Raw genomic sequence first — 23,652 nt, 5'->3', positions numbered from 1 at the left:
TACGGCCGGGAGCGGGCCGTCGTACGACCGCGAGCGCGTCGGCATTCGGCCGGGAGGGCGCTGTCGTACGGCCGGGAGTGCGCCGTCGTTCGGCGACAAGTGTTGTCGGGACCAGGCCAACACGCTTCAATGCGGAGGAACTCGGGACCGGGAACGACGGCGTACGGATGTGAAGCCTCCCCCGGCACTGCCCCCAACGGCCCCGACGCACCCTCTCGAACGGCCTGACCAGCCGCCCGGACCTGTACAGAAAGGCCCCTGCATGCCGCACGCCACACAGCACGCGGACGTCGCGGACGTCGTCGACGCGGACCTGGACACGGCCCTGCGAGGCGGCCCCTTCCACGTCGCGCTGCGCGCCGCGATCGCCGCCCGGGGGCTGCCGCTCCAGCGCGTCCAGCACCATCTGTCGCGCTACGGGGTCAAGGTCGGTGTCACCAGCCTGAGTTACTGGCAGCAGGGCGCCCGCCGCCCGCAGCGTCCCGAGTCGCTACGGGCCGTACGGGCACTGGAGGAGATCCTCCAGCTGCCGGAGGAGTCGCTGATCCGGCTGCTCGCCGAGCACGACGACCGGTCGGCCGCCGAGCGTCCCGCGACCCGCTCCTACCGCTCCCTCCTCGCGGCCTCGGACGTCCTCCAACAGCTGCTGGACGAGCTGGACTCGCCGCACGACGGCGGGCTGCACACCCTCGGCCATCACGAGCGCATAGACATCGGGCCGCGTCGCGAGCTGCGCGGCCGCGAGTCGCACCACATCGTGCGGGCCCACCACGAGGGCGTCGACCGCTTCATGGCCGTCCACCACGGCGACCCGGGGTGCGTGCCGGAGCTCATGACCGTGCACGCCCTGGAGAACTGCCGTACGGGCCGCCTGCGTTGGCACCACGACACCGGGGTGCTCGTGGCGGAGCTGCTCCTCGACGCCCGGCTGCGGGCGGGTGACACCTTCCTGTTCCGCTACCGCGTCGAGGACGGCACGGGCGGTGTCTCCCGCGAGTACCTCCGCGGCTTCGGCGCACCCGGCGGCCAGTACGCACTCCAGGTCAGGTTCGACGAGAAGGCCCTGCCGGTGCGCTGCCACCGCTTCGCCCAGCACTCCCCCGCGGCGCCCCGCAGCGGCCGCCAGGAACTCGCGCTCACCGGCCACCACCACTCGGTCCACCTCGTCGAGCCCCGCGTGCGGTCGGGGGTCGTGGGGATCGGGTGGGACTGGGAGTAGGCGCGGCGCGAGCACCCTCGCACCGGGTCCGTGACGCGACGTAAACGATTGCGCAAGCGTTTACGTGCGCTGTCGGATGGGATACCTTCCCGGCCGTGGGACCACGTTCCGTGGACCAGGAGACGGAGCTCTCCGATCCGTGAGGCGACTGTCCGGGAGGGTGCTTGATGGCGACCATGGCCGACGTGGCACGCAGCGCGGGTGTGTCCGTGGCGACCGTCTCGCACGTCCTCAACGGCACCCGGCCGGTCCTGCCCCACACCCGCCAGGCCGTCCTCGACGCGGTCGACGAACTCGGGTACACCCCCAACACCCTGGCCCGCTCCCTGGTGACCTCCCGCACCCGCTCCATCGGGCTCGCGGTGTCGGCGATCAGCAACCCGTACTTCACGGAGATCCTCCAGGGCGTGGAGGCAGGCGCCCTGGAACACGGCTACAGCCTGCTCATCGCCGATCCGCACGACGATCCCGTCCACGAGCGCAAGGTCGTCCAACTGCTGCACGAACGGCGCGTGGACGGCATGATCGTCGCGCCCTCGGCGGACCCGCGCGAACTCCTCGCCTACCTCGCCCGGCACGAGGTCCCTACGGTGTTCCTCGACCGGGTGGTCGACGCGGCGGCCGAGACCGGGGGCGACGGGTCGGGGGATGCCGGCACCGGAGCCGACGGACCGCGGGATACCGGCGCCCGGACGGACGGCCCACGGCGCTTCGACCAGGTGTGCGCCGAGAACGTCGAACCGATGGCCGAACTGGTCACCCATCTCGCCGCACTGGGCCACCGGCGCATCGGGCTGGTCGCCGGCCTGCCGGGGCTCAGCACCACCGCCGAACGGATCACCGGATACCGGCAGGGCCTCGCCGCCTCCGGCCTGCCCTACGACGCCCACCTGGTCGTCCACGGCGACTCCGAGTCGCCCGGGGCGGAGCGGGCCACCGCCGCCCTGCTCTCCCTCGCGGCGCCGCCCACCGCCCTGGTCACCGCCAACAACTCCATGACCATCGGGACCCTGCGCGCCCTGCGCGAGCGCGGCCTCTCGGTACCGGACGACCTCGCCCTGTGCTGCTTCGACGACTTCGCCTGGGCCGACCTGTTCTCGCCCCGGCTCACCGCGATCGCCCAGCCCAGCAGGGAGATCGGCGCCCAGGCGGTCCGTGTGCTCCTGGACCGCCTCGCCGCGCCGGACCGGCCCACCCGCACCCTGCGCCTGCCCTGCGCCCTCGTCCACCGCACGTCGTGCGGCTGCGCCGAGACCGGGGAGTACGGCCGCCCCGCGCCGCGCTGCCGGTCCTCGCGCCCCTCCCGGTCCCCGCAGTCCCCGCTGTCGTCGCAGTCCCCTCGGTCCTCGAAATCCCCTCGGTCCCCTCAGTCCCCTCAGTCCTCGCAGTCGAAAGGAACCGTCTCGTGATCGTCGTCGCCGGTGAGGCCCTGATCGATCTGGTACCGCAGGGCAGGGGCGCCCTCGCGAGCCTCAAGCCGGCGCTCGGCGGCGGCCCCTACAACACCGCCGTGGCCCTCGGCCGGCTCGGCTCCCCCACGGCGTTCTGCTCCCGCACCTCGCTCGACGCGTTCGGCGAGGCCCTGCTCGACGGGCTCCGGGAGGCGGGCGTGGACGTGTCCGCCGTCCAGCGCGGAGCCGAACCCACCACGCTGGCCGTCGCCACGATCGACGACGGCGGTTCGGCCGCCTACTCCTTCTACGTCGACGGCACCGCGGACCGCCTGTTCACGGCCCCCGCCGCACTCCCTCCCGGCACACGGGCGGTGTCCTTCGGCACCTGCTCGCTCGTCCTGGAACCGGGGGCGAGCGCCTACGAGGAACTGCTGCGGACCGCTGCCGCGCAGGGCGTGTTCACCGCGCTCGACCCGAACATCCGGGCCGGGCTGATCCCCGACGCGGACGCGTACCGGGCCCGGTTCAAGAGCTGGCTGCCGTCGGTGTCCCTGCTCAAGCTGTCCGAGGAGGACGCACTGTGGCTCGGCGGCACCCCGCAGGAGTGGCTGGCGGCGGGACCCTCGGCCGTGGTGGTCACCCACGGCGGTGACGGGCTGACCGTGTTCACCAAGGACGGCTCGGCGCTTCCCGTGCCCGGCGAGAAGGTCGACGTCGTGGACACGATCGGCGCCGGCGACACCGTGAACGCTGCGCTGCTGCACGGCCTGGCAACCCTGGACGCCCTGTCTCCGGCGGCGCTCACCGCGCTGCGCGTCGACGACTGGACCCGGCTGCTGCGCTTCGCGGCCCGCGCGGCGGCGATCACCTGCTCACGGGCGGGCGCGGAGCCGCCGTACGCCTCCGAAGTGGGCGAGCTGTAGGGGCCGCCGTAGGGGCCGGGCGAGGGCGGATACGACGGAGCGAGCGGTGCCTGGCGGGGCACCGCTCGCTCCGTCGTTCCGGATCAGGCCTTGCGGGCCCGAGTCGTCTTCTTGGCCGGCGTGGCTTTCTTGGTGGCTTCGGCGGTCTTCTTGGCCTCGGCGGCCTTCTTGGTCGCCGTCGTCCTGGCCGTTGCCGTCTTCCTGGCCGTCGTCCCGGCGGCGACGGTCTTCTTCGCCGCCGTCTTCCTGGCCGCGGCCTTCCGCGGGGCCTTCACCGCGGCTCCGTCGCTGATCCGGTCGGCGCCGAGGATCTCCCTCAGGAACTTGCCGGTGTGGCTGGCCGGGACCCCTGCGACCTCCTCCGGGGTGCCCTCCGCGACGACCAGACCGCCGCCCGCGCCGCCCTCGGGGCCCATGTCGACGATCCAGTCGGCCGTCTTGATCACGTCGAGGTTGTGCTCGATGACGATGACGGTGTTGCCCTTGTCGACCAGGCCGGACAGGACCTTCAGCAGCTTGCTGATGTCCTCGAAGTGCAGACCGGTGGTCGGCTCGTCCAGGACGTAGACCGTACGGCCGGTGGAGCGCTTCTGGAGCTCGCTGGCGAGCTTCACCCGCTGCGCCTCGCCGCCGGACAGGGTGGTCGCGGCCTGGCCGAGACGGACGTAGCCGAGGCCGACGTCCTTGAGGGTGTTGAGGTGGCGGGCGATCGCCGGTACGGCGTCGAAGAAGTCCGTGGCCTCCTCGATCGGCATGTTCAGGACGTCGGCGATGGACTTGCCCTTGTAGTGGACCTCCAGGGTCTCCCGGTTGTACCGGGCGCCGTGGCAGACCTCGCACGGGACGTAGACGTCCGGGAGGAAGTTCATCTCGATCTTGATGGTGCCGTCGCCCGCGCAGTTCTCGCAGCGGCCGCCCTTGACGTTGAAGGAGAAGCGGCCGGGCTGGTAGCCGCGGACCTTCGCCTCGGTGGTCTCGGCGAACAGCTTGCGGACGTGGTCGAAGACGCCGGTGTAGGTCGCCGGGTTGGACCGCGGGGTGCGGCCGATGGGCGACTGGTCGACGTGCACGACCTTGTCGACGAGATCGTCGCCCTCCACACGCGTGTGCCGGCCCGGGACGCTCCTCGCGCCGTTGAGCTCGCGCGCCAGGTGGGTGTACAGGATGTCGTTGACCAGGGTCGACTTGCCGGAGCCGGAGACACCGGTGACCGCGGTGAACACGCCCAGCGGGAAGGACACGTCGATGTCCTGGAGGTTGTTCTCCCGGGCGCCGTGCACGGTGAGCTGCCGGGTCGGGTCGAGGGGACGCCGGATGTCGGGCAGCGGGATGGCCTTCTTGCCCGACAGGTACTGGCCGGTCTGCGACTCGTCGTTGGCGAGCAGCTCCTTCAGGGAGCCGCTGTGCACGACCTTGCCGCCGTGCTCGCCCGCGCCGGGGCCGATGTCGACGACCCAGTCGGCGACCTTGATGGTGTCCTCGTCGTGCTCGACGACGATGAGCGTGTTGCCCATGTCGCGCAGCCGGACCAGGGTCTCGATCAACCGGTGGTTGTCGCGCTGGTGCAGGCCGATGGAGGGCTCGTCGAGGACGTACAGGACGCCGACGAGTCCGGAGCCGATCTGGGTGGCCAGGCGGATGCGCTGGGCCTCGCCGCCGGACAGGGTGCCGGCCGCGCGGTTCAGCGAGAGGTAGTCCAGGCCGACGTCGACCAGGAACTTCAGCCGTTCGTTGACCTCCTTGAGCACCCGCTCGGCGATCTTCTTGTCGCGGGCGCTGAGCTTCAGCTCACCCAGGAAGTCCGCGCAGTCGCTGATGGACATGCCGGAGACCTCGGCGATCGACTTGCCCATGACGGTGACCGCGAGGACGAGCGGCTTGAGACGGGTGCCCTCACAGGTGGGGCAGGGCACCTCGCGCATGTAGCCCTCGAAGCGCTCCCGGCTGGCGTCGGACTCGGACTCGCTGTGCCGACGCTTGACGAAGGGCACGGCGCCTTCGAACGGGGTCGTGTAGACCCGCTCGCGGCCGTACCGGTTGCGGTAGCGGACCTCGATCTGCGTCTTGTGGCCGTACAGCAGGGCCTTCTTGGCGCGCTGCGGCAGCCCCGCGAAGGGGATGTCGGTCCGGAACCCGAGCGCGTCCGCGAGGGCGCCGATCAGGCGGCCGAAGTAGTCCTTGGTGTGGCCGTGCGACCAGGGGTGGATCGCGCCCTCGTCGAGGGACTTGTCCTCGTCGGGGACGATCAGCTCCGGGTCGACCTCCATGCGGGTGCCGATGCCGGTGCACTCGGGGCAGGCGCCGAAGGGCGAGTTGAAGGAGAAGGAGCGGGGCTCCAGCTCCTCGAAGGACAGGTCGTCGTACGGGCAGTAAAGGTGCTCCGAGAACATGCGCTCGCGCTCGGGGTCGTCCTCGGGGAGGTCGACGAAGTCGAGCACGACCATGCCGCCGGAGAGGCCCAGGGCGGTCTCCACGGAGTCGGTGAGCCGGCGCTTGGCGGAGTCCTTCACCGTGAGGCGGTCGACGACCACCTCGATGGTGTGCTTCTCCTGCTTCTTCAGCGTGGGCGGGTTGGAGAGCTGGACGGTCTCGCCGTCGACCCGGGCGCGGCTGTACCCCTTGGTCTGGAGATCCGCGAAGAGGTCGACGAACTCGCCCTTGCGCTCCCGCACGAGCGGGGAGAGCACCTGGAAGCGACTCCCCTCCGGCAGCTCCAGGACCCGGTCGACGATGGCCTGCGGCGACTGGCGCGAGATCGGGCGGCCGCACTCGGGGCAGTGCGGCTTGCCGATGCGCGCGAAGAGGAGTCGCAGGTAGTCGTAGACCTCGGTGATGGTGCCGACCGTCGAGCGCGGGTTGCGCGAGGTCGACTTCTGGTCGATGGAGACCGCGGGCGACAGGCCCTCGATGAAGTCGACGTCGGGCTTGTCCATCTGCCCGAGGAACTGGCGGGCGTACGAGGAGAGCGACTCCACGTAGCGCCGCTGGCCCTCGGCGAAGATGGTGTCGAAGGCCAGGGAGGACTTGCCCGACCCGGACAGGCCCGTGAAGACGATGAGCGAGTCGCGAGGCAGGTCGAGCGAGACGTTCTTCAGGTTGTGCTCGCGCGCGCCACGGACGATGAGACGGTCGGCCACGCCGGTCCGCACCTTTCTTGAGAGAAGTGACAGGGGCGGGGCCCCCGTGCTTTCTCAGACTAGGGGGAGCCACTGACAACGCCGGTCGGATTCCCGGACTGGGGACAACAATCCCCGGTCTTCCAGCATGCCCGACGCCGCACTCGACCATATAGCACGTGCATTCGATTTACGGCACAGCTTCACCACCTTCACCCAAAGGTGTGGCGGAGCTAGGGTCAGCACCATGATTGATCACGCTCATGACCTGGAGTCTGTACGTGGTGCGACCGAACGGCTCCTGACCGCAGCCGCCACGATGGACAACGCGGCCGTGACGCAGTCGTCACGGCTGCCGGGCTGGAGCCGCGGACATGTCCTCGCCCACCTCTCCCGCAACGCCGACGCCCTCGTGAACGTTCTGCGGGGCCGGCCCATGTATCCGTCCGCGGAAGCGCGCGACGCCGACATCGAGCGCGACGCCCCGCGGCCTCTCGACGTCCAGCTCGCCGACCTCAGCGAGAGCGCCGCCCGCTTCCAGGAGGCGGGGGCCGCGCCGGCCGACTGGTCCCGCACCGTCGAGCTGCGCAACGGGGTCACCGACTCGGCGTCCCGGGTGCCGTTCCGGCGATGGGCCGAGGTGGAGCTGCACCACGTGGATCTCGGGATCGGATACGAGCTGGAGGACCTGCCCGAGGAGTTCACCGAACGGGAGATCACCTTCCTCGCCGACCGCTTCTCCGGCCACCTCGAGGTGCCGGCCACGAGCCTCGCGGACGGTACGCGCGCGTGGAGCACGGGCCGGGACGCGGACCTGCCCGAGGTCACCGTCGCGGGCACCCCCGCCGACCTCCTCGGCTGGCTCGCCGGCCGCCGCGACGGCTCGGCGCTGACGGTCCACGGCGGCCCGCTCCCCTCGCTGCCCCCGCTATAGGCTGGCCGCCATGACGTACAGCGGACAGGTGACGGTCGGCGGGCCCGCCGACGTGCACGAGCTCAAGGACCTGATGATCACCAAGATCGCGGTCGGCCCGATGAACAACAACGCCTATCTGCTGCGCTGCCGGGCCACCGACGAGCAGCTCCTGATCGACGCCGCCAACGAGGCGGACACCCTGCTCGGCATGATCGGTGACGACGGCATCGCGTCCGTCGTCACCACGCACCAGCACGGCGACCACTGGCAGGCGCTCGCCGACGTCGTCGCGGCCACGCGCGCGCGTACGTACGCCGGACGGGCCGATGCCGAGGGCATCCCCGTCCCCACCGACGTCCCGGTCGACGACGGTGACGTCATCCGGGTGGGACACGTGGAGCTGACCGCACGCCACCTGGTCGGCCACACGCCGGGCTCGATCGCCCTCGTCTACGACGACCCGCACGGGCATCCCCATGTGTTCACCGGGGACTGCCTCTTCCCCGGGGGGCCTGGGCGGACAACACGTCCCGAGGACTTCGAGTCGCTGATGTCGGGCCTGGAAGCGAAGGTCTTCGTGCTCCCGGACGAGACCTGGATCTACCCGGGCCACGGCAACGACACCACGCTCGGTGCCGAGCGGCCTCACCTCGGGGAGTGGCACAAGCGGGGCTGGTAGGTCGGCGGCATCGCCGCCCCGGTGGCCCCTGATCGGTGGGAGAGGGGCCGGTGGCCCCTCTCCCACCGATCAGGCCTTGTTTCCGAATCTCTACCTCTTCCTTCCTCTGACGAGGAAGAATGCGATGACAGCAGCTCCGAACAGCAACATGACAATGGTCGCCGGCCAGTTGTCAGTTATCGCCGCTGCTTGTGAGTACATTCCGGCCTCCTACATGACCTCTCCGGCGAGAACCCCGCCGGCCCAGTACGCTCCGTTCACGCCCAAGTCCATCGTCCGGGAGGCCCCCAGCGCTTTGGTGGCGAATCCGACCTTGGCTCCGACGAGACCGACAACGACGCCTCCCGCTATTTCGGACCCGCTCTTTCCTTCCATCGCACCTCCAGCGGCTTCCATGCCTATTCCTACGGCGGCCAGGCCCAGCCCCACAGCCTGTCCACCGGGGACGAACATGGCGGCAAGCCCGACGGCCTGGCCGCCACGGGAGAGCCACTCGCCACCTGACATACCGAGGAAGTCCAGCCCGCTCGGGTCAATACGGTTGACGGGGTCTCCGGCGGCGTAGGCGTAGGGGTTGCTTTCCTTGCCGGACGGGTCGGGCTGGGTGAAGCGGCCGAGTTGGGGGTCGTAGTAGCGGGCGCCCATCTTGTAGAGGCCGCTGGGGTCGAGGTAGGTGCCGGTGTAGCGGTAGGGCTGGTTGGTGCCGCTGGTGGTGCGGGCCTCGCCGTAGGGGCCGTAGCTGTAGGTCGCGGTGCGCTTGCCGGAGGCGTCGACGAGGCCGATGACGCTGCCCTGGACGTCGGTGAGGTAGTACTGGCTTGCCCCGCCGGAGGTCATGGCTGTCAAGGTGCCCGAAGGTTCGCGGACGAAACCGGTGGTGTTCTCGCGCGTCATGCCGGTCGCCGCGTTGGTGAAGGTCGAACTGCCGCGTGTGAGGCGGTCGTTGTGGTCAACTCCGGCGTAGCTGTAGGTCGACGCGGTGCCGGAGGCCGTCAGGCTGGAGAGCTGGGTGAAGGACGTCCACTCGCCGCCCGTGCGGGTGCCGGTCGGGGAGGCGGCGGAGGTCTCGTCGCCGTCGCCGTCGTAGGTGAATCCGGTGTTGCCGCCGAGTGAGGTCAGTTCGTTCGCGTTGTTGTACTCGCGGACGGACTGGGCCTTGTCGCAGGCGGGCAGGCTGGTGCCGGTGGAACGGCCGGTCATGTTGCCGGCCTTGTCGTAGCAGTAGGCCCAGCCGGCGGTGGTGGAGCCGTCCTTGGTCTCCACGGCCTTGGTCAGGCGGCCCTTGGAGTCGTAGGTGTAGGCCAGGGCGGCACCGTCCGTGGTCCGCTGGTAGATCTTGTCGGTGTCCTTGCCCGCCTTGTCGTAGTCGTAGGTGATCGTGGACAGGACGGTGGAGCCGTTCTTGACCTCGATCTTCTGGGCGCGGCTGGACTTGTCGTAGTCCGTCTTCTGGACCGTGCCGCCGGGGTAGGTGGTGGTGGTGCGGTCGCCGTTCTTGTCGTAGTCGTAGGTGGTTGTCGCGCCGCCCGGCTGGGTGAGGGTGGCCAGTTGGTTGGCGTCGTTGTAGTCGTACGTGGTGGTGCCGCCCGGGTCGGTGGCGGTCTTCACGTTGCCGGAGGCGTCGTAGGTGACCGAGCTGGTACCACCGGCAGGCAGGGTGCGGATGCGTTCGCGGTTCTGCTCGTCGTAGGTGTAACTGCTGGTGCCCGCCGGGGTGGTGCGCGTTTTGATGTTGCCGTCGGCGTCGTAGGTGAAGGTGGCGGTCCTGCCGTCACTGGTCTGGGTCTTGAGTCGGTCGCGCTTGTCGTAGGTGTAGACCGTCTTCACACCCCGCCCGTCGGTCACGGTGTCGGTGCGGCCCAGCTCGTCGTAGGTGTAGGTGATGTCCTCCTGTGCGGAGGGACGGTCGACCTTGGCCAGGTTGCCCTTGGAGTCGTAGGTGAACGACGTCTTGTGGTCCTCGGGGTCGGTGGCCGAGCAGCGCTGGCCGGGCAGCCCGCCGCAGTCCATCGCTCCAGACTTCGGGTTGTAGTCGTAGGTCCACTTGGCGCCGTCGGAACCGGTGGTGGTGTCGGTCTGCGACATCATGTTGCCCGAGGTGTCGTAGCCATTGGTGACCTTGTCGCCGCTGGCGGAGGTGAAGGTCTCGGGGTAGTGGCCGCCGGCCTTCTGGGTCCAGGCCATCGTGGACTGCGCGCCGGTGGGCTGGGTCGCCGATCTCGGGTTGAAGGAGTCGTCGTAGTCGAACTTGACGGTGTTGCCCGGAGTCGAACCGACCCCCATCCCGTCGACCGCGCTGGTGACGTTGTTGTCCGGACCCCACGTCTTGGAACGCTCGCGGCCCAGCGGGTCGGTGGTCTTCTTCACTCGCCAGCGGGCGTCGACCGTCTTCTCGGTGCTCTTGCCGCGCGGGTCGGTGATCCTGACAACACCCTCTCCCTCGCTGCCGGGCTGCGGGAGGATGTAGCGGAAGGCGGTGGTGGCACCGGTTCCGGCGGCCTTGTCGACGACGCGGGTGATCGAGGCGAGCCGGTTGGTGTCCCAGGTGAAGCGGGTCTCACGGCCCTCCGGGGTGGTCACCTTCGTCATGCGGTGCGAGGTGTCGTAGTCGAAGACGGTGGTCCTGCCGTCGGTGTCGGTGAACGTCTTCAGATCGTCCCCGGACCACGTGTAGGTGGCGAACCGGCCGGTGTTGTCGGTGACCTTGGTGATCTGCGTGCCGTCGTTGGCGAAGGTCAGGGTGCGGCCGGAGGCGGCGGTGATCTTCGAAGTGAACGCGCCGGAGTAGGCGACGGTGGTGGCGTTGCCGTTCTTGTCCTCGACCTTGCTCACCCGTGCGTCGCCGGTGGTGCCGGAGCGGGTGAAGGTGGTCTTCTGCCCGTTCCTGCGGGAGGTGAGCGTGAAGGACTTCTTGTCAGAGGACTCGGTCAGGTCCTGCTTGTAGCCGGGGGCCGGGGTGAAGTTCGAGCCGTCCCGCTCGAACACGGCGATCGTGCTGGAGGGGCCCTGCACGTACACCGACGTGGTGTTGGGCTCGTGGATCAGGTAGTCACTGCCGGTCGTCGCCTTCCAACTGGTGTTCAGGCCGTTGTAGGCGTGCCCCAGCGACAGCCCGGGGCCGGCGTCGGCGATGTCGAAGGCGTTCACGCTGACCAGCAGGTTGCCGTTGCCGTAGTTGACCTGCACACCGACCGAGTCCGACAGCGGGGCCTCGTGGAACTCCGACCACGGGACCTGGCCGATTCCCAGGCCCTGGAAGGTGGACTGAAGGATGCCGGCCGTCACCAGCTCGCGGTCCTTGCCCGCGACCCCGATGGGCGTGCTTCCGGGCGCCTTGGTCTGCCCCACGGGGGAGGACGAGGTGGGCTTCGGAGACGGTTCGTCGGGGCCGGGCGACGCTGACGCCTGCATGGGTAACAGAGCAAGTAACAGTGCCGCGCCGGTTGTTGTGGCGACTGCGGCGGTGGAGACGGTACGTCTGCCGCGTCTGGTGCCGCTTCTGGGCGCCTTGTTCTCGGGCATGACAGAGTGCACGAGGGTCTCTCCTTGGATCGTCGGATGGTTCGGGCCTTCACAGCCGGTTGACGGGAGGCAGACCTCGGCGGGTGACAGCCGGTGGGCGGCTGTCACCCGCGCTCGGTGTCCGCCCTACGTGGTGACCCTGGCCCAGAACGACGCACTGGATCAGCGCGGGACCGGCTGGTTGGGCACCGCATATGGAATCGACGGGCAGCCGCGCCGCGATCGGGTCAGCAGCGCTTGGACGTCCTGGCGGAGTAGCCACCCTGCTCGTCGGCGATGGTCAGAGTGCCGTCGCCGGAGGTGCAGTCATCCACCGTGTCGGCGCCGTTGCCCCAGAACTCCTGGCTGTGCGTGTCGAACTCGGTACGAGCGCCCAGCAGCGTCTCGCGGTCGTAGGACCACACGCCGACCCGCAGGTCGAAGTTGATCCCTTGGTCGAGGAACGACTTCCACACCCACACGTAGCCGTAGTTCTCCTTGCACTCGGGCGAGTAGAACTGCTTGACCGAGGCGATCTGCTCCGTCCCCCGGTAGGCGTACGACGTCGTGCCGATCTGATAGGCGTCCGAGCACACACCTGCGGCCTGAGCACGTGCGGACAGCGGATTACCCGCCTCCGACGGCACAGATGACACGGGCGGCTGCTGGTTCGCCGGCGTCGGCCCCGCGCCCGCGGACGCGGTGCCCGCGCATGCCAATACCGTTGCGAATCCTGCCGCCGACAGTGACAGCGTCCGGTGAGCACGCTTCACGTGAACCCCTCCCCTGGGCATGCGAAATCGAACAACCAGCGAGGTTCGGTGCCGCATGAATGAAAGGCACATTCCCCGATGCGCCTTCACATCATCCCTTCGGCGCGGTGCGGACTACACAATTCCGCGCTTCGGTCACACAGGGCTAGGGTAATCACATGCCGTTATCGAACGGATTTGGAATGCGTTCCCCTTCGAAACCAGGGTCAAGACGCGTTCATGATTTTGGAAAGTTCAGGTGGGGTCCCTTGCTGTCTGAGCATCCACAGATGCCACTCCAGTAGTGACTTGCCTCACAAGAATGCTCGCGTAACACCGGGGCACACGACGTTGTTTGATCGGCCCCTCACCGGGGCGGGGTTCAGCGCAACGGGTGCTCGCCGGGGCGGCCGACGGCGGTGGTGGCTTCCGGGCCGGTAGGCGCGCCTGTGGGTCGAACAGGCGACCACCAGCCCCTCGGCGGCCTCGACGGAGTGCCGGACACGGTCGGCGAGGGCACGCAGCCAGGGCCCCGGTCGGGGTCCAGCGCCTGACCGACGCTCATCTTGTCTATGTTCGCGGCGGGTTGGAAGTCGTCGCCCTCGACGAACGGCACTCCCGAGCACCTCGGCGACCGCCATGCCGACGGCGGTCTTCCCGGAGCGGACACACCCAGAACCAGCACGATCGGCGGGCCCTGGAAGGCGGCACCCTTGAGGCGGATGCCTCGGATGCTCGCCGGGGCCGGCAAGCGGGGTTGGTGAGACCCGCCGGGTGGCACGCGCGGGGGTGGTGAACGCCGGGGCGCGCAAAGGGCGTTGCGCGCCCCGTGTGAACTCTTCACACGCGCCGGTGGCACACACCCGCTCCCGGCGCAGGTGGTTGCGCAGTCAACTGGGGGCAGCCCCGCACAGGATGACGGCTCCTGCGCGGTAAGGGCCGCCGGTCTTTCGATCCCCGCCCTCGGCCGGCGGCCCAGGCAAGCTGTCCGAAAACTGTTCACATAAATGCAACACCCGTTCCCAATATGCGGACAATTGCCGTCGTGACCTCGACAAACGGGACAGTGGACTGTCACTCTCCCGCCATGCACCCTGCCCCTCGCGCCCTGCGCCGCGCCGTCGCCGCGGCCTCCATAGCCCTGCTCGCCACCGCCGTCGGCTGCGCCCCGCAGCCCGAGGACGACGCGAGCGCCAAGGCCTCGGCGCCGACCGGCAACGCCTGCGCCAAGGGCAAGCTGGCCACGAAGACCTCCGGCAAGCTGACGGTCGCGACCGACGAGCCCGCCTACGAGCCGTGGTTCAAGGACGACAAGCCGGCGAACGGCAAGGGCTTCGAGTCCGCCGTCGCCTACGCCGTGGCCAAGCAGCTCGGCTACGACAAGAGCGCCGTCGTCTGGCAGAGCGTCCCCTTCAACAAGGCCTTCGCGCCCGGGGAGAAGACCTTCGACTTCGACATCAACCAGGTGTCGATCAGCGCCGAGCGCAAGAAGGCCGTGGACTTCTCCTCCGGCTACTACGACGTGCGCCAGGCCGTCATCGCGCTCAAGGGCACCAAGGCCGCCAAGGCGAAGAGCATCGCGGACCTGAAGGGCCTCAAGCTCGGCGCCCAGGTCGGCACGACGAGCCTGAACTACATCCAGGACGTGGTGAAGCCGACGCAGGAGGCCGCCGCGTACGCCAAGAACGACCAGGCGAAGTCCGCCCTGGAGAACAAGCAGGTGGACGCGATCGTCGTCGACCTGCCCACCGCCTTCTACATCACCGCGGCCGAGGTCACGGACGGCACGATCGTCGGACAGTTCGAGAACCAGGGCGGCACGCCCGAGCAGTTCGGGCTCGTGCTCGACAAGGGCAGCGCGCTCACCTCCTGCGTGACGGAGGCCGTCGACGCGCTCCGCAAGGACGGCACGCTCGCCAAGCTGGAGCAGCAGTGGCTGTCGGACGCCGTCGACGCCCCGGTCCTCAAGTGACGCTCACGAAGGACGAGGCCGGCCAGGAAGGCGCGGGCGACTCGTACACGCCGTCGCAGCGGCGGATCGAGCGGGAGGCGCTCAAGCGTGCCCGCTCCCGCCGCGCGACGGCGATCGCCGCGGTCTCGACCCTGCTCACCGCCGTCGTCCTCTACCTGGTCGTCGTCAACGCGCCCGGCTGGCCGCGCACCAAGGAGACGTTCTTCAACGGGCAGTACGCGCGCGAGGCGTTCCCCAAGGTCCTCGAAGGGCTGTGGCTGAACGTCCGGCTGCTGTTCGTGTGCGGCGCGGCCGTCCTGGTTCTCGGGATGCTCATCGCCATCGCGCGCACGCTGCGCGGGCCGGTGTTCTTCCCGCTGCGCGTCCTGGCCGCCGCCTACACGGACTTCTTCCGCGGCCTGCCGCTCATCATCAACCTCATGATCGTCGTCCTGGGCGTGCCGGCGCTGCGGCTCCAGGGTGTGACGGTCGACCCGGTGTGGCTGGGCGGCACGGCGCTCACGCTGACGTACTCGGCGTACGTGGCCGAGGTGTTCCGCGCGGGCATCGAGTCCGTGCACCCCTCCCAGCGCGCCGCGGCCCGCTCGCTCGGCCTGTCCAACCGGCAGGCGCTGCGGTACGTGGTGCTGCCGCAGGCGGTGCGCCGCCAGGTGCCGCCGCTGCTGAACGACCTGGTGTCCCTCCAGAAGGACACCGGCCTCGTGTCGATCGGCGGCGCGATCGACGCCGTACGTGCCGCCGACATCATCGTCGGACGGAGCCTCAACTACACGCCGTACATCGTCGCGGGCCTGGTGTTCGTGGCGCTGACCATCCCGATGACCCGCTTGACGGACTGGGTGACGGCACGCATGGACCGCCGGCGGGCCCAGGGAGGAGTCGCATGAGCGACGCGGACGCACCGGTGCTGCGGATGGAGTCCGTCCGCAAGACCTTCGGCGACTCGGTCGTGCTGCGGGACGTCGACCTGGAGGTCGCCCCGCACACGGTGACCGCGCTGATCGGCGCCTCCGGCTCCGGCAAGTCGACCCTGCTGCGCTGCGCCAACCTCCTGGAGGAGATCGACGACGGCGCCATCTGGCTGGACGGCGAGGAGATCACCGATCCGCGGGTCGACCAGGACGCGGTACGGCGCCGTATCGGCGTGGTGTTCCAGGCGTACAACCTCTTCCCGCACATGACGGTGCTGGAGAACATCACGCTCGCCCCGCGGCGGGTGCACGGCGTGGCCCGCGCGGAGGCCGAGGAGCACGCTCGCGAGCTGCTGGAGCGGCTCGGGCTCGGCGGGAAGGCGGGCGAGTACCCGGACCGGCTGAGCGGCGGTCAGCAGCAGCGGGTGGCGATCGTGCGGGCCCTCGCCGTACGGCCCCGGCTGCTGCTGCTCGACGAGATCACCGCGGCGCTCGACCCGGAGCTGGTCGGCGAGGTCCTGAACGTCGTGCGCGACCTCAAGGGCGACGGCATGACCATGGTGCTGGCCACCCACGAGATGGGCTTCGCGCGGGAGGTCGCCGACCAGGTTTGTTTTCTGGACTCGGGGGTCGTGCTGGAGCGCGGCACCGCCGAACAGATCTTCGGCGACCCGCAGCAGGAGCGTACGCAGCGATTCCTGCGGCGGATCGTGGAGGCGGGGCGGCTTTAAGAGCGTGTAATGGGCGGCCTTGCGGGCGTGTAATGGGCGCCCTCCATAGCGGGCGCCCATTACCGACGCCCCATACAGACCTACGCCTCGGCCCGCGTCGGCCCCGCCAGCGCCGCCACGCGCTCCACGCCGAAGACGTACCCCTGGACCCCGCACCCGGCGATGACCCCGTCCGCGCGCAGCGAGACGTAGGAGTGGTGCCGGAAGGTCTCGCGCTGGTGGATGTTGGAGATGTGCACCTCCAGCACCGGCATCCCGTCGCAGGTGTTGAGCGCGTCCAGGATCGCGACCGAGGTGTGCGAGTAGGCGCCCGGGTTGATGACGATCCCGCAGTGGTTCAGCCGGGCCTCGTGGATCCAGTCGACCAGTTCGCCCTCGTGGTTGGACTGCCGGAAGTCCACCGTGCCGCCGTGCGCGGCCGCCGCCTTGGCGCACAGGGCCTCGACGTCGGCCAGCGTGTCCTTGCCGTAGATCTCCGGCTGCCGCTGGCCGAGCAGGTTCAGGTTGGGGCCGTTGAGGATCATGATCGGGGCGTTGGCCAGGGTGCGGGGCACGGTTCCTCCGGTCCGGTACGGGTGGGCTGCTCGTCCCCGGTTTATCACGGTGCGCCGCGCGCGGTGCCGCCCGTACCCTCCCGGCATGACCACTCTCTCGTACCCCTCCAAGCCCGTACCCGGCGACCGCATCGCCGTCATCTCCCCCGGCGCCGGCCTGCCGGGGCTCTTCCCGCGCCCCTTCGAGCTCGGACTGGAGCGGCTGCGCAAGGAGTACGGACTGGAGCCGGTCGAGTATCCGACGACCCGCACGATGGGCTCGACGCCCCAGGAGCGCGCCGCCGACATCCACGCGGCCTTCGCCGACCCTGACGTGAAGGCGGTCATGGCGTCCATCGGCGGTGACGACCAGATCACCGTACTGCCTTTCCTGGACCGGGAGTTGATCCGGGCGAACCCGAAGCCGTTCTTCGGGATGAGCGACAACACCAACCTGCTGGCGTACCTGTACAACACCGGCATCGTCGGCTATCACGGCGCGACCGTGATGACCGCGCTGGGCCGTCCGGTGGCCATGGACCCGCTGACCGCCGACTCCCTGCGGGCCGCCCTGTTCACCTCCGGCCCCTACGAACTCACCGCCGCCGAACGCTGGAACGACGTCAACCGCGACTGGGCCGATCCCGCCACCTTCGACGCCGAACCCGAGACCCGCCCCGGCGGCGGCTGGACCTGGGTGAACGCCGACCGGGCGGTGGAGGGCCGCGCCTGGGGCGGCTGCCTGGAGATCCTCGGCTGGCTGCTGATGGCGGACCGCGAGATCGCGCGCGATCTCAGCGAGTACGACGGCGGAGTGCTGCTCCTGGAGACCTCCGAGGAGATGCCGAGCGCCGCCGAGGTCTTCCGCACCCTGCGCAACATGGGCGAACGCGGCCTGCTCCAGCGCTTCTCCGCCCTGCTGATGGGCCGCCCGAAGAGCTGGTCCTTCGAACGCCCCAACAGCCCTGCGGAGGCGGATCGTTACGCCGCCGAGCAGCGCGAGGCCGTACTCCAGGCCATGCGGGTGTATGCGCCCACCACCACCATCGTCTTCGACGTGGACTACGGCCACACCGATCCCCAGCTCGTCATCCCCTACGGCGGCCTCGTCCGCGTCGACGGTCCCGCCCGGCGCATCACCGTCACGTACTGATCGCCCCCGCTCTGTGCCGTCACCAGGGCATATCGCCGTGGCGGTCGCGGAAGGTTCCGGTCGGTCCGTCCGCCCCGACGGTGGCCAGCTCGACGATCGCGTCGGTCCCCTCGGTCACCGTCTGCGGGCCGCTGTGCCCGTTGAAGTCGGTCGCGGTGTAGCCCGGGTCGGCCGCGTTGACCTTCACGTCCGGCAGGGACTTCGCGTACTGCGTGGTCAGCATGGTCACGGCGGCCTTCGACGCCGTGTAGAGCGGCGCGAGGTTCTTCGACTCGACGCGCTCGGCGTCGTGGGTGGCCGCGAACGACCCCATACCGCTGGACACGTTGACGATCACCGGGTTCGCGGACTTGCGCAGCAGGGGCAGGAACGCGTGCGTCACCCGGACGATCCCCACGACGTTGACCTCGAACACCTCGCTCGCGTCGGCGGCCGTGATCCGGTCGGCGGGGCTGTGCGTCCCGAAGACACCGGCGTTGTTGATCAGGACGTCGATGCCGCCCTCGCGGGCCCCGATGTCGGCGGCGGCCGCGGCCACCGACGCGTCGTCCGTGACGTCGATCTGGACGAAACGGGCACCGAGTGCGTCGGCGGCCGCCTGGCCGCGCTCCGGATCACGGGCACCGACGAGGACGGTGTGGCCGGCCTCGATCAGCCGACGGGCGGTCTCGTAGCCGAGGGACTTGTTGGCTCCGGTGATGAATGTTGTGGTCATGCGTTCACTCTCGGCCCGCGACGAGACGACAACCAGTGCCCCCTGCGACGGTAGGACTGCCAGTACCAGGCACCACGGCTGTGCGGCGGACACAATGGCCGAGTGGACGAGACCCTGGGCACGGCACTGCGCCGCTGGCGCGACCGGCTTTCCCCCCTCGACGTCGGACGGCCCGCGCGGCCCGGACGACGTGCCGCGGGACTGCGCCGCGAGGAACTGGCCGACCTCGCGGGGCTGTCGGTCGACTACGTGGTGCGGCTGGAGCAGGGCCGCGCCACCAACCCTTCCGCGCAGGTCGTCGCGAGCCTGGCCCGGGCCCTGCAACTACAGCCCGCGGAACGCGACTACGCCTACCGGCTGGCCGGGCTCCTCCCTCCCCAGGAGGGGACGGTCTCCACGCACGTTCCCGCGGGGGTCCAACGGATGCTGGCCCGCCTCGGGGAGTTCCCGGCAGCCGTGTTCAGTGCCGACTGGACCCTGCTGTCCTGGACTCCCGCCTGGGCGGTGCTGCTGGGCGACCCCAGTACCCGGACCCACAGCGAACGGAACCTGGTCCGGGCGGTCTTCACCACCGGGCCCTCGGGGCTCGCGGCCTGGCCCGTGCTCCAGGAGGGCGAGGGCCTCGGCACCGCCCTCGTCTCCGACCTGCGCGCGGCTCTCCTCAGCTACCCCCGCGACCGCGGCCTGACCGGCCTCGTGGAAGAACTGCGCTCCACCAGTGCGGAGTTCGCCCGGCTGTGGGACGAGGGGGCGGTCGGACCGCACGTCTCGGCCCGCAAGACCATCGTGCACCCCCAGGTCGGCGAGGTGCTCTGCGACTGCGACGTCCTCACCGTCCCCGGCAGCGACCTCCGCCTCGTCGTCTACACGGTGGCGGCGGGTTCCCCCGACGCGGAGAAGCTGGAGTTCCTGCGGGTCACGGGCGGCTCCCGCGCCACCGGCCCCACGCCTCCGGGACCCGGCCTGTACTCCACGCCGTAACTCCGGGTCACCGCGGGTGGTTGACGCTGCATGCACGACGTACGCACCCCAAGGGCGCCCTCCATGCCGCGGCTCGCGGCCGCCTCACTCGCCGGGACGGCCATCGAGTTCTACGACTTCTTCGTCTACGGGACGGCCGCCGCGCTGGTCCTGGGGCCGCTGTTCTTCCCGACGGTCTCGCCGCTCGCGGGGACATTGGCCGCCTTCGGGACGTTCGGCGTGGGGTTCGTCGCGCGGCCGCTCGGGTCGGTGCTGTTCGGGCACATCGGCGACCGGCACGGGCGGCGGCCGGTGCTCGTGGCCTCGCTGCTGCTGACCGGGGCCGCGACAGTCGCGGTCGGCTGTGTGCCGACGTACGACACGATCGGTGTCGCCGCGCCCCTGCTGCTCCTGGTGCTGCGCTTTCTCCAGGGGCTGGGTCTCGGCGGCGAGTGGGGCGGGGCCGTCCTGCTGACGGCGGAGCACGCGCCCGCCGAGCGGCGCGGGCTGTGGACGAGCTTCCCGCAGGTGGGTCCCGCCCTGGGCTTCCTGCTCGCCAACGGGGTGGTCCTGGCCCTGTCGGCCACGCTGTCGGAGGCCCAGTTCGCGCAGTGGGGCTGGCGGGTGCCGTTCTGGGCGGCCGGGGTGCTGGCGGCGGTGGGGCTGTGGCTGCGCTCCTCGCTCGCGGAGAGCCCCGGCTTCCTGGAGATCGACGACCACGCGCGCGTGCCGCTCGCCGAGGTGGCGCGCGACCACTGGCGGCTCGTCCTGCTGACGGCCGGGGCGCTCGCCGTCGGGTACGCGATCTTCTACGCCGTGACGACCTGGTCCCTCGCGTATGCGACGGAGCGGCTCGGGGTGGGCCGTACGGTCATGCTGACCTGCATCATGGCGGCGGTGCTGGTGAAGGGCTCGCTCACGCCCGTGTTCGCGCTGCTCGGGGACCGGTACGGGCGGCGGCCGTTGTGCCTCGCCGGCTGCGCGGCGGCCGCGCTGTGGATGTTCCCGATGGTCGCGCTGCTCGCGACCGGGGAGCCGTTGCTCATGTTCCTCGGGTTCCTGGGCGCGATGATCGCGTTCATCACCATGTTCGCGGTGATCGCCGCCTATCTGCCGGAGTTGTACGAGCCCCGGGTGCGCTGCACGGGTGCCGCGGTCGGCTACAACCTCGGCGGGGTCGTCGGCGGCGCGCTCACACCGATCGTGGCGACGGCTCTGGTGGAGCACGGCGGGCGGGTGCCCTGGGGCGTGGGCGCGTATCTGACCGGGATCGCGCTGCTCAGCCTCGGGTGTTTCGCGTTGCTGCCGGAGACCCGGCCGGTGCGCGGTGCGGAGCCGGTACGCGGTGCGGTGGCGGAGCCGGTGCGCGGTGGGGAGCCTGTGCCCGGTGGGGAGCCTGTGCGCGGTGGGGAGCCTGTGCGCGGTGGGGAGCCGGCCGCGGACGCTACGGGTTGATCGCCAGCTCCAGGTAGGCGGCGAACAGCACCAGGTGGACGCCGCCCTGGAGCGGGGTGGCCCGGCCCGGCACCACGGTCAGCGAGCTCACCACCACGGTGAGGGCCAAGAGCACCATGTGGGTGGCGCCGAGGCCGAGGACGAGCGGGCCGGAGAGCCAGACGGACGCCAGGGCGACCGCGGGGATGGTCAGGCCGATGCTGGCCATGGCCGAGCCGAGGGCGAGGTTGAGGCTGGTCTGCACGCGGTCGCGGCGGGCCGAGCGCAGGGCGGCAATGGTCTCGGGGAGCAGCACCAGCAGGGCGATGATCACACCGACGACGGCATGCGGGAGGCCGGCCTTGGCCACGCCGGACTCGATGGTCGGCGAGACGCCCTTGGCGAGGCCGACCACTCCGATCAGGGCGAGTCCCAGCAGGCCCAGGCTGATCAGCGCGGTGCGGGCGGTGGGCACATCGGCGTGGTCGTCGCCGGTGATCAGCTCGCCCTGGCGGGTGATCGGGAGGAAGTAGTCGCGGTGCCGCACGGTCTGGGTCGCCACGAACAGGCCGTACAGGACCAGCGAGGAGAGCGCGGCGAAGGTCAGCTGCGTGGTGGAGAACTCCGGGCCCGGCTTGCTCGTCGTGAAGGTCGGCAGCACCAGGCTCAGGGTGGCCAGGGTGGCGACCGTGGCGAGGGCGGCGCCGGTGCCCTCGGGGTTGAACACGGCGGTGCCGTGGCGCAGTGAGGCCACCAGGAGGCTGATGCCGACGATGCCGTTGCAGGTGATCATCACGGCCGCGAACACCGTGTCCCTGGCCAGGGTGGAACTCTTGTCGCCGCCGTCCGCCATCAGGGTGACGATCAGGGCGACCTCGATGATGGTGACGGCGACGGCCAGGACGAGCGAGCCGAACGGTTCACCGACCCGGTGGGCCACCACCTCGGCGTGGTGCACGGCCGCCAGCACCGCTCCGGCGAGGACCAGGGTCACGAGCACCACGACCGCGCCGGGCAGATCGCGCCCCCAGGTGAACACCAGCAGGACGACCGCGAGCACCGGCACGACGGACGTCCAGCTCGTGGTGAGCGAACTGAGCCGAGCGATCATGCCGCGATCGTCCCAGAGGTGAACCGGGCTTGCACTCCTCGGGTTTGCGCTCTTTGGGCTTGCACTACTTGAGTTCGCCCGATTCCAGGACGTCGCAGTTGGTGTAGACGCGCTCGCCGAAGCTCAGTGCGGCCAACTGCTCCGCGAGTTTGCCCGTCTCGGGGTCGTCGCTGTTGCGCATGGCCTCGTCGTACGACTCGAACTCGAGCACCGCCAGGTAGTGGTTGGGCTTGTCGCGGTCCTTCAGGAGCATGCGGTGGGTCGGTCCGCCCGGCCTGCCCGCGTTGCGCTGCCCCGCCTCCTCCATCAGCTGCCGCATCTCCTCCAGGCGCTCCGTCTCGAAGCCGATGATCTGCACGAACTTCATGGGTGTCTCCCGCCGGCCACGGCGCCCCCGGGCCGGGGTACGCGCTCTCGACCAACCAAGCACCGGGAGTGGTGCCCGGCAATTCGCCGCGCACCGCTCCCGGTGGTGGTTCTTTCTACGCCGACCGTGGTCAGGCCTCGATGCTGTCCTTCGGAGCGCCTTCGCTCTCCGCCTGCGCCGCCTCGGCCGCCGCCATCTTCTTGGACGCACGGAGGCTGGTGAGCGTGGTCACGATCAGGACCGAGCAGATCACGCCGAGCGAGACCGGAATGCTGATCTCGGGGACGTGGACCCCGGACTCGTGCAGGGCGTGCAGCACCAGCTTGACGCCGATGAAGCCGAGGATGATCGACAGGCCGTAGCTGAGGTGGACCAGCTTCTTCAGCAGGCCACCGATGAGGAAGTACAGCTGCCGCAGACCCATCAGGGCGAAGGCGTTGGCGGTGAAGACGATGTACGGGTCCTGGGTCAGGCCGAAGATCGCGGGGATCGAGTCGAGTGCGAAGAGCACGTCGGTGGTGCCGATGGCGAGCATCACGACCAGCATCGGGGTCATGACCCGCTTGCCGTTCTCCACGATCCACAGCTTGGTGCCGTGGTAGCGGTCGGCGACACCGAACCTGCGCTCGGCGGCCTTGAGCAGCTTGTTCTCCTCGAACTCCTCGTCCTCCTCGTCGGCACGGGCCTCCTGGATGAGCTTCCAGGCGGTCCAGATGAGGAAGGCGCCGAAGATGTAGAACACCCAGGCGAAGCTGGCGAGGATCGCGGCGCCGGCGGCGATGAAGATCGCGCGCAGCACCAGGGCTATGAGGACACCGACGAGCAGCACCCGCTGCTGGTACTGCGAGGGCACCGCGAACTTCGCCATGATCAGGACGAAGACGAAGAGGTTGTCCACGCTGAGGGACTTCTCGGTGATGAAGCCCGCGAAGAACTCGCCGCCGGCCTGTCCACCACCGAAGATCAGCAGTCCGAGGCCGAAGAGACCGGCCAGGGCGATCCAGACGACGGTCCAGATGCCCGCTTCCTTGATGGACACGTCGTGCGGCTTGCGGCCGATGAAGAAGTCGACCGCGATGAGGGCGGCGAGGCCCACGACGGTCAGGACCCACAGGGTCACGGATACATCCACAGGTTCCTCCGGCAATACGTAACGGCAAGTAACCAGCGTCGTCGCGCTGCCGGAGGTCTCTTCCACCCACGGTGGGCCGACGCCCCGGGATCAGGCCTGATCCGTATTGACGGGTACGCCGCAGTCGACAGGG

At 69.9% G+C, this 23,652-nt stretch carries 20 protein-coding genes; 11 read left to right on the top strand and 9 right to left on the bottom strand.

Annotated elements, in window-relative coordinates:
* Window positions 1–262: 262 nt before the first annotated feature.
* The 3 genes from OHN19_RS32910 to OHN19_RS32900 all read left to right on the top strand — a co-directional run bounded on the left by OHN19_RS32910 (window position 263) and on the right by OHN19_RS32900 (window position 3,536).
* Window positions 263–1,219, top strand: coding sequence for a hypothetical protein (locus tag OHN19_RS32910; RefSeq protein ID WP_330267685.1), 957 nt, complete (start codon window positions 263–265; stop codon window positions 1,217–1,219).
* Window positions 1,220–1,386: 167 nt separating this feature from the next.
* Window positions 1,387–2,628 (top strand): LacI family DNA-binding transcriptional regulator, encoded by a 1,242-nt coding sequence (locus tag OHN19_RS32905; RefSeq protein WP_330267684.1) that lies wholly within the window; start codon window positions 1,387–1,389, stop codon window positions 2,626–2,628.
* On the top strand, window positions 2,625–3,536 hold the full coding sequence (locus OHN19_RS32900; protein WP_330267683.1) for a carbohydrate kinase: 912 nt from the start codon (window positions 2,625–2,627) through the stop codon (window positions 3,534–3,536). The genes OHN19_RS32905 and OHN19_RS32900 overlap by 4 nt, the downstream gene beginning before the upstream one ends.
* An 83-nt stretch (window positions 3,537–3,619) precedes the next feature.
* On the opposite strand, the gene uvrA is transcribed toward OHN19_RS32900, so the two are convergent.
* Complete coding sequence (uvrA, locus tag OHN19_RS32895; RefSeq protein WP_330267682.1) at window positions 3,620–6,673, bottom strand: excinuclease ABC subunit UvrA; 3,054 nt, start codon at window positions 6,671–6,673, stop codon at window positions 3,620–3,622.
* 226 nt (window positions 6,674–6,899) lie between these two features.
* Here uvrA and OHN19_RS32890 point away from each other — a divergent pair, with 226 nt between their 5' ends.
* Together OHN19_RS32890 and OHN19_RS32885 are read left to right on the top strand one after the other, a co-directional pair.
* The gene (locus tag OHN19_RS32890; RefSeq protein WP_330267681.1) at window positions 6,900–7,586 is read left to right on the top strand and encodes a maleylpyruvate isomerase family mycothiol-dependent enzyme; all 687 of its coding nucleotides are present in this window, start codon (window positions 6,900–6,902) and stop codon (window positions 7,584–7,586) included.
* Window positions 7,587–7,596: 10 nt separating this feature from the next.
* Window positions 7,597–8,247 carry an MBL fold metallo-hydrolase gene (locus OHN19_RS32885; protein ID WP_330267680.1) on the top strand — a complete coding sequence of 217 codons (651 nt, stop codon included), beginning with the start codon at window positions 7,597–7,599 and terminating at the stop codon, window positions 8,245–8,247.
* A gap of 90 nt (window positions 8,248–8,337) precedes the next feature.
* On the opposite strand, the gene OHN19_RS44005 is transcribed toward OHN19_RS32885, so the two are convergent.
* The 3 genes from OHN19_RS44005 to OHN19_RS32875 all read right to left on the bottom strand — a co-directional run bounded on the left by OHN19_RS44005 (window position 8,338) and on the right by OHN19_RS32875 (window position 12,404).
* Window positions 8,338–8,448: a PEP-CTERM sorting domain-containing protein gene (locus OHN19_RS44005; protein WP_419249549.1), complete on the bottom strand. Its 111-nt coding sequence runs from the start codon at window positions 8,446–8,448 to the stop codon at window positions 8,338–8,340.
* A gap of 9 nt (window positions 8,449–8,457) precedes the next feature.
* A complete protein-coding gene (locus tag OHN19_RS32880) occupies window positions 8,458–11,658 on the bottom strand; it encodes an RHS repeat-associated core domain-containing protein (RefSeq protein WP_330267679.1) in 3,201 nt (1,066 codons plus the stop codon).
* Between the two features lie 338 nt (window positions 11,659–11,996).
* Entirely contained in the window at window positions 11,997–12,404 is a 408-nt protein-coding gene (locus tag OHN19_RS32875; protein ID WP_330267678.1) for a hypothetical protein, read from the bottom strand.
* 1,183 nt (window positions 12,405–13,587) lie between these two features.
* Between OHN19_RS32875 and OHN19_RS32870 the strand changes: the two genes are divergently transcribed.
* Genes OHN19_RS32870 through OHN19_RS32860 form a run of 3 tightly spaced genes read left to right on the top strand, consistent with a single transcriptional unit; the run spans window position 13,588 to window position 16,114 of the window.
* Complete coding sequence (locus OHN19_RS32870) at window positions 13,588–14,472, top strand: ABC transporter substrate-binding protein (RefSeq protein WP_330267677.1); 885 nt, start codon at window positions 13,588–13,590, stop codon at window positions 14,470–14,472.
* A complete protein-coding gene (locus tag OHN19_RS32865) occupies window positions 14,469–15,359 on the top strand; it encodes an amino acid ABC transporter permease (protein ID WP_330267676.1) in 891 nt (296 codons plus the stop codon). The genes OHN19_RS32870 and OHN19_RS32865 overlap by 4 nt, the downstream gene beginning before the upstream one ends.
* A complete protein-coding gene (locus tag OHN19_RS32860) occupies window positions 15,356–16,114 on the top strand; it encodes an amino acid ABC transporter ATP-binding protein (protein WP_330267675.1) in 759 nt (252 codons plus the stop codon). Before OHN19_RS32865 ends, OHN19_RS32860 begins: the two co-directional genes overlap by 4 nt.
* 80 nt (window positions 16,115–16,194) lie before the next feature.
* Here OHN19_RS32860 and aroQ read toward each other — a convergent pair whose 3' ends face one another.
* Window positions 16,195–16,668 (bottom strand): type II 3-dehydroquinate dehydratase, encoded by a 474-nt coding sequence (gene aroQ / locus OHN19_RS32855; RefSeq protein ID WP_123760018.1) that lies wholly within the window; start codon window positions 16,666–16,668, stop codon window positions 16,195–16,197.
* Between the two features lie 85 nt (window positions 16,669–16,753).
* Between aroQ and OHN19_RS32850 the strand changes: the two genes are divergently transcribed.
* Window positions 16,754–17,800: a S66 peptidase family protein gene (locus OHN19_RS32850; protein WP_330267674.1), complete on the top strand. Its 1,047-nt coding sequence runs from the start codon at window positions 16,754–16,756 to the stop codon at window positions 17,798–17,800.
* Window positions 17,801–17,819: 19 nt separating this feature from the next.
* On the opposite strand, the gene OHN19_RS32845 is transcribed toward OHN19_RS32850, so the two are convergent.
* On the bottom strand, window positions 17,820–18,515 hold the full coding sequence (locus OHN19_RS32845; protein ID WP_330267673.1) for an SDR family NAD(P)-dependent oxidoreductase: 696 nt from the start codon (window positions 18,513–18,515) through the stop codon (window positions 17,820–17,822).
* A 102-nt stretch (window positions 18,516–18,617) separates the two neighbouring features.
* On the opposite strand from OHN19_RS32845, the gene OHN19_RS32840 reads away from it, so the two are divergent.
* Both OHN19_RS32840 and OHN19_RS32835 read left to right on the top strand, forming a co-directional pair.
* Window positions 18,618–19,496, top strand: a complete 879-nt coding sequence (locus tag OHN19_RS32840) for a helix-turn-helix transcriptional regulator (RefSeq protein ID WP_330267672.1) — start codon at window positions 18,618–18,620, stop codon at window positions 19,494–19,496.
* Window positions 19,497–19,559: 63 nt separating this feature from the next.
* Window positions 19,560–20,930: an MFS transporter gene (locus tag OHN19_RS32835; protein WP_330267671.1), complete on the top strand. Its 1,371-nt coding sequence runs from the start codon at window positions 19,560–19,562 to the stop codon at window positions 20,928–20,930.
* Here OHN19_RS32835 and OHN19_RS32830 read toward each other — a convergent pair.
* From OHN19_RS32830 to OHN19_RS32820, 3 genes are all read right to left on the bottom strand, one after another.
* Window positions 20,920–22,020 carry an ionic transporter y4hA gene (locus OHN19_RS32830; protein ID WP_330267670.1) on the bottom strand — a complete coding sequence of 367 codons (1,101 nt, stop codon included), beginning with the start codon at window positions 22,018–22,020 and terminating at the stop codon, window positions 20,920–20,922. The two genes, OHN19_RS32835 and OHN19_RS32830, sit on opposite strands and share 11 nt — an antisense overlap.
* Window positions 22,021–22,084: 64 nt before the next feature.
* Window positions 22,085–22,387: a hypothetical protein gene (locus tag OHN19_RS32825; protein WP_330267669.1), complete on the bottom strand. Its 303-nt coding sequence runs from the start codon at window positions 22,385–22,387 to the stop codon at window positions 22,085–22,087.
* A gap of 130 nt (window positions 22,388–22,517) precedes the next feature.
* The gene (locus OHN19_RS32820; RefSeq protein WP_330267668.1) at window positions 22,518–23,519 is read right to left on the bottom strand and encodes a TerC/Alx family metal homeostasis membrane protein; all 1,002 of its coding nucleotides are present in this window, start codon (window positions 23,517–23,519) and stop codon (window positions 22,518–22,520) included.
* Window positions 23,520–23,652: the final 133 nt, after the last annotated feature.

Origin of the sequence: Streptomyces griseorubiginosus, from assembly GCF_036345115.1 — a bacterium.
Taxonomy (GTDB): Bacteria; Actinomycetota; Actinomycetes; order Streptomycetales; family Streptomycetaceae; genus Streptomyces; species Streptomyces griseorubiginosus_C.
Note: the sequence above shows the minus strand (reverse complement) of the source record. Positions and strands in the feature narration are given on the sequence as shown.